Raw genomic sequence first — 9,206 nt, forward strand, 5'->3', positions numbered from 1 at the left:
TCTCCAAAGAGCTAAACAAACGACAAAGTTAGCGGTGCGTTAAACACCCCTGAACGTTACGTTCGTACTGCCACCTTGGTTTTGCGCGAGCCGTCCTTAGGCTTTGCCGAATCTGGCTTCAACGCCCCGGGCTGCTCACGGTACTGCGTGGCCGACGCACCAAAGCGTGCGCGGAATGCACGCGCGAAGCTGCAGCAGTTGTCAAAGCCGCTGGCCGACGCAACTTCGCCAATCATCATGTCGGTATCGCGCAACAGCATCGCCGCCCGTTCCAGTCGCAGCCGCGCCGACAAGGATTGCGGGCTCTCCTCATACAGACTCTGGAAGGTCTTGGACAAATACCAGCTGGAGAAGTTGGTCAGCTCGGCCAGCTCACCAATGCGCACCACGCGGTGGCTGTTGCCCTCCAGGTACATGCGCGCACGCTGCATGCGACCGAACACCTGACGCTTGCGGATCCGCGAACGGCCCGGGCAGCGCTGCACGGTGCCGGCAAGGTCACGCTGCAGGGAAGCAAGATGCAGCAGCAGCGGACGCAGTTGATGAATGGTCGCGCCCGGTGCCTGCGCCTCGCGCCACAGACGCAACGCCAGGCGAGCCTCACCCTGGCTCATGCGCCCGCGGCCGGTGTAGACACTGCAGTCAGCAAGGGTGCCGAGCATGCGCAGCGCATCGGTATCCAGGCTGATACCAATGCACATGCCATCACGGCCGGCCTGGATGAGCGGACGCGATTCCTTTTCAAAGGCAATCCACTCGCGCTGGCGAAGACGGAACTTGCCTTCCTTGGACTCCACCCAGGCAGTGCCGCGCAACTGCAGCCACACGGTGAACACCGTGCCAGAGGTCTGCAGGCTGCCCAGTCGCGCCACACCTACACAGGCAGGCCGCGGGCCATCCTCCGCAGGCTTCTCGAATGACACCGACTGACCACGATCCACCCACGAAACCTGCCGCATATCGCACACCATCGTTTGCTCATATTGAGCGAACGTTTTGCCAACTTTGGCGATGCGGGTCAGGAAAGTCCGGCGAGAAAGCTGCGAATTCTTCCCGATAAGCCCTACGAAATATTTCCGAAACCACAATTTCCTACGGCGACAACCACTTAGCCAAGCCCAACACGCGTCGCGGCGCACGCTGCGGAATGCGCATCATCCCGATATCGGCATTGTCAGCGGCGGCCAAGGCGATGAAAACCGCCTTTCCATCCGGCGCCAGGCTGAAGCCGTTGCTCGCACTGAAGCGGCTCGCATCCAGACACTGGCTACTGCCATCACCGGCGATTGCAGTGAGCCGGCTACTGCAATCCCGGCTGATGTCCAGGTATTCCACGGCGCCACCGGCAGCCACGGCCCAAGCACGGTAACGCCAGCGACTAGGCAGCTCGGCGTGCACAGCTTTCACACTGTCCGGGCTAAGGCTCGGTGCCGCCTGCCAGAGCCCGCCGCTGGCCAAGCGCGTGAACAGCACCCGTTGTCCGGCACTGTCGAAACGCACCTGCGACACACCTTCCAATGACGCCAGGCGTTTCCAAGGCTGCTGGCTGCGGTCAAACAAGGTCAACACCATCCGCTCGTCATCACCGCGTTCCACCACCAGCAGCGTGTCGGCAGTTGGCCCATACACCGCCTGCAACGGTTCACGCACGGGGACCGCCAACTTCACCCAGTGGCCCTCCTCGGGCGCCACCTCATAGATACCCGGTGCACCGTCAGCATCACGCCCGGTCACCAGCAGACGCCGGCCATCGGCGGACCAGTCCATGGGCTGCCGCGCCTCGGGGCGCACCCCTTCGATCATCTGCAGGGACGCCGGGTCATTCAGGCGCGCCCACCACAACGCGAACGCACCGGAACGATCCGAGGTAAACGCCAATTGCGCACCATCAGGCGAGACCATTGGCTGGCCATCACGCGCCGAGGAAGCAAACAGGCGCTGCGCCGGCCCAACATCGGCTCCCAACGGAATGCGGTACAAGCCAAACTGCGGCTGGCTGCGCATGAACGCAAGGTTGCCACCGCCGCGCGACGCCGCGGGACTCTGTGCGTTGTCGATGCCCATGTCACGCAAGGCACGCGTCGCTACATCCAAGCGATACAGTCGCGCCTCACTGTCGATACGGCGGCCGAATACCATTTCATCCGAGCCCAACCAGCTCCAGCCCCTGATTTCAGCGGCCTCGTCGGTCAAACGCTGCGCGTTGCTGCCATCGGCATCCATCACCCACATATCGCCTACCTGGGGATTGCGCACGAAACCGATCTTTCTCCCGTCCGCCGAGTAGCGCGGCGCATAGTCGAAATCGTCTGCGCCGATTTCGTACTGCAACGATGACCACCGTCCCGATGCCAGGTCCAGACTGCGTATGCCACGGCTGGCGTAACGGCCGGTCATGGAACCAAACAACAGGCTCGCACCGTCCGGCGCCCAGTCAAAGCTGAGCATGTCGGTTCCATCGCAACGGGTGGCGCGGCGCAGACCGGTACCGGTGGCCGACACCACCAGCACCTCGCAGTCGCCATGCGGCAGGAAACGCGCAAAGGCCACGTTGCGGCCGTTTGGTGACCACACCGGGAAACGATCCGAGGCACCGGCGGGCGTCGCCAGCAGGGGCGTGGCGGTCGCATTGCCTACACTCTGTATCCACAAGCTGGAGCGGTTGTCCTTCTCGCGCGCGAACACCACCAACGCCCCATCGGGGGAGAGTGAAGGATTGACCTCAAGGTCTTCGGTCGCGGTAATCAACCGGTAGGGGCGCGCAGGGCTGCCAACCACCCGATTGCCCTCGGCAACCGTTGCATCCACCTGCGATGGCACATCACGCTCCCACAGCAGCCATGCCATCACCAGCGTGCTGAGCAACAAGGCAATGCCGATTGCCAGCAGACCATAACGACGCATCCTGCGACGTTTGTGCCGCGTTGCTTCGCGCGCGCCTGCAGGGGCTGGATCAGTGGCCGCCGCCGCAACGCCCTCGGGCGCCTCGACATCCGCGACATCCGCGCTCGGCTCCCAGACCACCGTGGCAAGCAGCCGATATCCAGTCTTGGCGATGGTTTCTATATAAGGCGCACCCTCGCCTGCCTCGCTAGCGGCAAACGCCTTGCGCAACTGGGTAACTGCCTGGGTCAGTACATCATTGGTCGGCATGGTGTCCGGCCAGACCTCGGCAAACAGCTCATCGCGTGTCACCACCTGCCCAGGCCTGCGCGCAAGCGCCAACAACACCCCCACCGATTTAGGTGTGAGCCGCTGGGATCTGCGTGTTCTTGGCTGATGCACCTCACGAGAGGAAAGCACCACCAGACACTCGCCGACGCGCAGTCGGTCAGAGCTAGGTTTTTCGGTGGGGTTCGTTGCCATCGCGGTCTTTCAAAATCGCTGGCGGACACGAATCCTGTGTCCAGCTTTCCGGGTTCAATCCCTTACAAGCCGCCAAATTCCGCAAAAGGCATCAACGCACAGAGCAAATGTTTTATCTGCAACGGATATTACTCTAACGACGTTCCCCACGTGCCAAACGTGGACGACATCAGGCTCTCTCTCGCCGACGAAATTACATAATCAGCTGCATGATTCGCGCCTTATGGCGCGATTTTTTTATCTAGCGTTCAGTTTTCTCTGCCTTGTAGATGGTCAGGCCAACCAGCCGCGAAACCACCAATGCAACATACATAACGCCTGCAAACTGCTCCAACATCACCAATGCACGTGCCTGCGGATGCACCGGCACCACGTCGCTCAGGCCGACCCCAGACAACAAGCTGAAGCTGAGATAAAGCAACTCCACCCAACTCCTGAAATCGCCTTCGCTGATGGCGACAAAACTGCCCGGATAGACGTGCTGACACACTGAATAGGCAAATGCGAATGCCCAGGCCAGCAAGGTAAAGGTGGCGCCAGCGGCAAACAGCTCATCGCGCGTGACCTTGTGGTCCTGCAGCATGTAGGCAATCAAACTGCACGAGGTATAGAAATACAGCAGGCTCTCGAATGCCTGCGCCACCGCGATCAGCGAGTGGCGTCCCAACAAGGCACCAGCGATGGAGAACACCACCGCCGGAATGGCCAGCGTCAACGCCAGCCAAAGCAACAGCGGACTGCGCCGCACCACCCACACCGCCAATCCCAGCACCACCATGCCGAACGCACCGAACAACGCGCGTCCGGCCGGCATGTGCTCCATCGCCGGGTAAAGCAGCACGCCCAGCAATTGCACCGCCAGCAGCCACGCCGATGGGTGCCTTCGCGCCATCACGATCCACTTCAAGCGCGACTGCATACGCATCCTTTCATTGCCGGTGCCAAACGTTGTGGTTGAGACAAGACCCGCAAGGTACGGAGCTCAGGGGCCCGGGCTGGCCGCCATTCCGGCACGATACGGGTAAGTGGCAAAGATCGCGGCCACCGCGGCATCAATCCGCTCGCCACGCTGCTCAGGCTTCACCCGCCCCACCGTACCGACCGCAACGCCTTCCCAGACCAGTTGCTTCTTCCGCGCATCCACCACGTCGATGTTCAAGGTACCTTCGGTGTACTGGCGCACGTCGGTGCGGTCACGCCAGTACGGCACGGCAACATAACCGCGGGCGCGGTAGCTGTAGTAATAGTCGTAATCCACTTCCGGCATCGTGGTGACCTGGGTCTTGTCCTGCAGGTAGGCGTTGAGGTTCACCCACAGGTCCGGGTTGGCTTCATCGAACCGGTAACCACGTGACTCCATCTGCGTGCGCACCGCAGCGCGGATGCGGTTGCTGGTGATGGTGGTATAGCCGTGCTGCTCGAGCGCCAGCGGGGTGTAGAACGCAAAGCTGCGGTAGCGCGAGAAGTCGGCGGTCGGATCGGCCTGGCTGGCAACTCGCGGCGTGCTGGCGCAGGCGCCCAGCAGGAGCAGCGAGGACAAGACGAGAAGCAAGGAAACAAAGCGAAGTTTCATGGCCTACCCCTGGTGTGGACGAGCGCACGCTAACACGTCCGTCGGCGTCCCGGCGTCAAGCACGGGCCGGGGCACCCGCCGGGATGCCCCGCCCCGTATCGCAGGTCTACTCGACCCGGTAGACCTGCGCGCCCTGCTCGCGGAACTGAGCCGATTTCTCGGCCATCCCCGCCGCCAACGCCAGCCCTTCATCCACGCCCTGCTCGGCCGCGTACTCACGAACATCCTGGGTGATCTTCATCGAGCAGAAATGCGGGCCGCACATCGAACAGAAGTGGGCCAGCTTGTGGGCGTCCTTGGGCAGCGTCTCATCATGGAATTCCTTGGCCTTCTCCGGATCCAGGCCGAGATTGAACTGGTCTTCCCAGCGGAATTCGAAACGCGCCTTGCTCAAGGCGTTGTCGCGGACCTGCGCACCCGGATGGCCCTTGGCAAGATCGGCGGCATGCGCGGCGATCTTGTACGCCATGATGCCGTCGCGCACGTCCTGCCGGTTGGGCAGTCCCAGGTGTTCCTTCGGCGTCACGTAGCAGAGCATCGCGGTGCCGTACCAGCCAATCATCGCCGCACCGATCGCGCTGGTGATGTGGTCGTAACCCGGCGCGATATCGGTAGTCAGCGGCCCCAGCGTATAGAACGGCGCTTCGCCGCACTCCTGCAGCTGCTTGTCCATGTTCTGCTTGATCAGCTGCATCGGCACATGGCCGGGACCTTCGATGATGGTCTGCACATCATGCTTCCAGGCAATCCTGGTCAACTCGCCCAGCGCTTCCAGTTCGCCGAACTGCGCCGCATCATTGGCATCGGCAATGCAGCCCGGGCGCAGGCCGTCACCGAGACTGAAGGACACGTCGTAGGCCTTCATGATGTCGCAGATGTCCTCGAAGTGCGTGTAGAGGAAATTTTCCTTGTGATGCGCCAGGCACCACTTGGCCATGATCGAACCGCCGCGCGAGACGATGCCGGTGACACGCTTGGCAGTCAGTGGCACGTGTCGCAGCAACACCCCTGCGTGGATGGTGAAGTAATCAACCCCCTGCTCGGCCTGCTCGATCAAGGTGTCGCGGAATATCTCCCAGGTCAGCTCCTCGGCCCGGCCATCCACCTTCTCCAGCGCCTGGTAGATCGGCACCGTGCCAATCGGCACCGGTGAGTTGCGCACGATCCACTCGCGCGTCTCATGGATGTGCTTGCCGGTGGACAGATCCATCACCGTGTCGCCGCCCCAGCGGATCGCCCATACCAGCTTCTCCACTTCCTCGGCTATGCCCGACGACACCGCGCTGTTGCCGATGTTGGCGTTGATCTTGGTGAGGAAATTGCGGCCGATGATCATCGGCTCACACTCGGGGTGATTGATGTTGTTCGGCAGGACCGCGCGGCCGCGCGCGATCTCATCGCGCACGAATTCCGGGGTGATGATCTGTTGGATGCTGGCACCGAAGCTCTGCCCTGGATGCTGGGCAAGCAGTCCTGCATCACGCACCGCATCCAACCGCTGGTTCTCGCGGATGGCGACGTACTCCATCTCCGGGGTAACGATGCCGCGGCGCGCATAGTGCATCTGGGTGACATTGGCGGTACCAATCGCGCGGCGCGGCAGCGTGCGGCCGGGAAAGCGCACGGCATCAAGCCTGCCATCGTGCTGGCGGCCACGGCCGAACTCGGAGCTGAGCCCGGCCAACTGCTCGGTATCCCCGCGCTCCTCGATCCAGGCACTGCGCACCGCTGCCAGCCCCGCTGCCAGATCGATAGTGGCCTGCGGATCCGTGTACGGGCCGGAGGTGTCATACACGGTGACCGGATGGTTCTCCTCGCCGCCGAACAGGGTGGGCGTGCGGGTCAGCGCGATCTCGCGCATCGGCACCTGCAGGTCCGCGCGCGAACCAGCGACGAAGATCTTGCGCGAGCCGGGAATCGGCCGGGTCACGGATTCGGAGAGTTGCTGGGCCTGTTGCTGCAGGCTGGGCTGTGCGTTCATTGGCATTCGTCCTGGTCTATCCACACGCGGTGTGCGAAGGCCACGCGAGGGATTCGCATGACGGAACGAAGCGAAGGCGCACGCCAGCCGGCCCCGGCCCATTGCGGGCACATCGACTGGCGGCACACGAAGCTTCCCTACGCCGGTATGAGCCGGATCAGGTTCGAAGGGTATGTCTCAACCGCGACCCTATGGCCACGGTACCCCCGCTTCGGGCGTCATTAGACCTGCAATCGAGGGGAAAGCCAAGCCAGCAGGAACACCGGCCAAGGGTCTGCAGCTGCTGTCCGCAGGCGTCTCCTTGCACAGCGTCACAGTCCACTAACGTAATCGTGACGCGCCATTCAGTAACATCGCGCGCAGGCTCGTTTCGAATGACTGCCTTGCGGCGCTTGCCGCCCCTCCTTTCCCGGCCCGGCACCGTGGTGCCAGCCGGTTGTCCTGCAAGCTCAGGCTCGCTCCCCTCAATCGCTCATTTGATCGGAGAAGCTCCTTCATGGTGTTTCGTATTTCCATTGCACTGGTCGCGGTATTGGTGCTGATTGCCGGCCTCGCGCCCGGCCCCTTCAACGACGTGGTGCAGGCCGCGCTGGCCCAGGTTGTGCGTGGCGCTGGCTGGATGTACCTGCTGATCGTGTTCCTGACACTGTCTTTCCTGCTGTACCTGGCGTTTGGGCGCTTCGGCAGCCTGCGCATCGGCGGAGAAGATGCCGAGCCGGACTTCTCCCGCGCCAGTTGGCTGTCGATGCTGTTCGCCGCCGGCATGGGCATCGGCCTGGTGTTCTGGGGCGCGGCCGAGCCGATATCGCATTTCGTCACCCCGCCGGAAGGCCTGCCGCCGCAAAGCATGGATGCCGCCCGCGCCGCGATGCGTTACTCGTTCTTCCACTGGGGCCTGCACCCGTGGGCGATCTATGCGTTGATCGGGCTGGCAATGGCCTGGTTCCAGTACAACCGCAACGGCCGCGGCCTGATCAGCGACATGCTGCAACCGGTGATCGGCCGTCATCATCGCGGTTGGATCGGCACGTTGGTCAACATTGCCGCCGTGGTTGCCACCGCAATCGGTGTCGCCACCACGCTGGGATTCGGCACCATCCAGATCGCGGCCGGCATGCAACGTGTGTTCGGCGTCACCGCCGGCGTGCCATTGCAGATGACGGTCATCGCCGTCGCCTTCGTGCTTTACATGATCTCCACCACCAGCGGCGTGGACCGTGGCATCAAGTGGTTGTCCAACTTCAATCTGGCAATGGCGGCATTGCTGCTTGCCGCAGTGCTGGTGCTCGGCCCCACCGGCTTCATCTTCGATACCTTCACCACCACCCTGGGTGCCTACCTGAACCAGCTGGTGACGATGAGCCTGCGTATGTCGCCCTTCTCGGGCAGCACCTGGGTCGCCGATTGGACCATCTTCTACTGGGCCTGGTGGATTGCCTGGGCGCCGTTCGTGGGGTCGTTCATTGCGCGGGTTTCACGCGGCCGCAGCGTGCGCGAGTTCGTGGTCGGGGTAGTGCTGGCACCAACACTACTCGGCTTCCTATGGTTCTCCGTGTTCGGTGGCACCGCGTTGTGGGCGCAGCTGTTTGGCCACGCTGATCTGGTCCAGGCGCTGGGCAATGGCTATGAGACGGTATTGTTCACGCTGTTTGACAGCATGCAGGCCTCCTTGCTGCTGTCGGGCCTGGCCTTGGTCCTGCTGGTCATCTTCTTCGTCACCTCGGCCGATTCCGCGGTGCTGGTGCTGGCCAGCATGTCCACCGATGAGGCCGGCGATCCGCCGCTGTCACGCAAGCTGGTGTGGGGCATTGCCATTGCACTGATCGCAGCGGTTCTGCTGCTCGCAGGTGGGTTGGATGCACTGCAGGGCATGATCACCATTGCAGCGTTGCCATTCGCGCTGTTGATGGTGTTGGTGATGGTATCGCTGTATCGCGTACTGGACGCCGAGCACAACCGCCAGCGCCGGCTCGCGCAGCGCGCACGGCACATGATGGAGGCATGGATCGAGCGCGAGCAGGCGGCACAGGAAGAAGCACGTGCAGTCACCGAGCGTTCGTCAGGTCTGGACAAGTAGACGGAGCTGCGGGGAGCTGTGAATTGCCGCGGTGGATATGGCTGGCTTCGTATCCAGCCACGCAATGTGGCTGAACAATTGGCTGGTAAGGACGGCGGCGAAGAGCTACCCCTCCCCAACCCTCCCCTTCGCTGCGCGAAAGGGAGGGGGTAGAAGCGGCTCCGTCGCCATCTTGCAGATCGCCAAGAACGGCCCCCTCCCTTTCGCGC

General features: G+C 62.7%; 6 protein-coding genes and 1 riboswitch. Of the genes, 1 reads left to right on the plus strand and 5 read right to left on the minus strand.

The window, feature by feature from the left end; all coding sequences use genetic code 11:
* Positions 1 to 56: 56 nt before the first annotated feature.
* The 5 genes from QMX78_RS08985 to thiC all read right to left on the minus strand — a co-directional run bounded on the left by QMX78_RS08985 (position 57) and on the right by thiC (position 6,920).
* Positions 57 to 959: a helix-turn-helix domain-containing protein gene (locus QMX78_RS08985; protein ID WP_282268578.1), complete on the minus strand. Its 903-nt coding sequence runs from the start codon at positions 957 to 959 to the stop codon at positions 57 to 59.
* Positions 960 to 1,092: 133 nt separating this feature from the next.
* Positions 1,093 to 3,366: a winged helix-turn-helix domain-containing protein gene (locus QMX78_RS08990; RefSeq protein WP_282268580.1), complete on the minus strand. Its 2,274-nt coding sequence runs from the start codon at positions 3,364 to 3,366 to the stop codon at positions 1,093 to 1,095.
* A 241-nt stretch (positions 3,367 to 3,607) separates the two neighbouring features.
* On the minus strand, positions 3,608 to 4,291 hold the full coding sequence (locus QMX78_RS08995) for an ion channel (RefSeq protein ID WP_282268582.1): 684 nt from the start codon (positions 4,289 to 4,291) through the stop codon (positions 3,608 to 3,610).
* 57 nt (positions 4,292 to 4,348) lie between these two features.
* Entirely contained in the window at positions 4,349 to 4,939 is a 591-nt protein-coding gene (locus QMX78_RS09000; RefSeq protein ID WP_282268584.1) for a DUF4136 domain-containing protein, read from the minus strand.
* Positions 4,940 to 5,045: 106 nt separating this feature from the next.
* Positions 5,046 to 6,920 carry a phosphomethylpyrimidine synthase ThiC gene (gene thiC / locus QMX78_RS09005; protein WP_282268586.1) on the minus strand — a complete coding sequence of 625 codons (1,875 nt, stop codon included), beginning with the start codon at positions 6,918 to 6,920 and terminating at the stop codon, positions 5,046 to 5,048.
* Between the two features lie 116 nt (positions 6,921 to 7,036).
* Positions 7,037 to 7,138, minus strand: a riboswitch (TPP riboswitch).
* Positions 7,139 to 7,416: 278 nt separating this feature from the next.
* On the opposite strand from thiC, the gene QMX78_RS09010 reads away from it, so the two are divergent.
* Positions 7,417 to 8,997 (plus strand): BCCT family transporter, encoded by a 1,581-nt coding sequence (locus QMX78_RS09010; protein WP_282268588.1) that lies wholly within the window; start codon positions 7,417 to 7,419, stop codon positions 8,995 to 8,997.
* Positions 8,998 to 9,206: the final 209 nt, after the last annotated feature.

This window comes from Stenotrophomonas sp. PS02298 (assembly GCF_029959445.1).
Taxonomy (GTDB): domain Bacteria; phylum Pseudomonadota; class Gammaproteobacteria; order Xanthomonadales; family Xanthomonadaceae; genus Stenotrophomonas.

Excerpts from the sequence above, each read along its gene's own strand:
- QMX78_RS08985 (WP_282268578.1), bottom strand. The coding sequence starts at position 959 with ATGCGGCAGGTTTCGTGGGTGGATCGTGGTCAGTCGGTGTCATTCGAG.
- QMX78_RS08990 (WP_282268580.1), bottom strand. The coding sequence starts at position 3,366 with ATGGCAACGAACCCCACCGAAAAACCTAGCTCTGACCGACTGCGCGTC.
- QMX78_RS08995 (WP_282268582.1), bottom strand. The coding sequence starts at position 4,291 with ATGCGTATGCAGTCGCGCTTGAAGTGGATCGTGATGGCGCGAAGGCAC.
- QMX78_RS09000 (WP_282268584.1), bottom strand. The coding sequence starts at position 4,939 with ATGAAACTTCGCTTTGTTTCCTTGCTTCTCGTCTTGTCCTCGCTGCTC.
- thiC (WP_282268586.1), bottom strand. The coding sequence starts at position 6,920 with ATGAACGCACAGCCCAGCCTGCAGCAACAGGCCCAGCAACTCTCCGAA.
- QMX78_RS09010 (WP_282268588.1), top strand. The coding sequence starts at position 7,417 with ATGGTGTTTCGTATTTCCATTGCACTGGTCGCGGTATTGGTGCTGATT.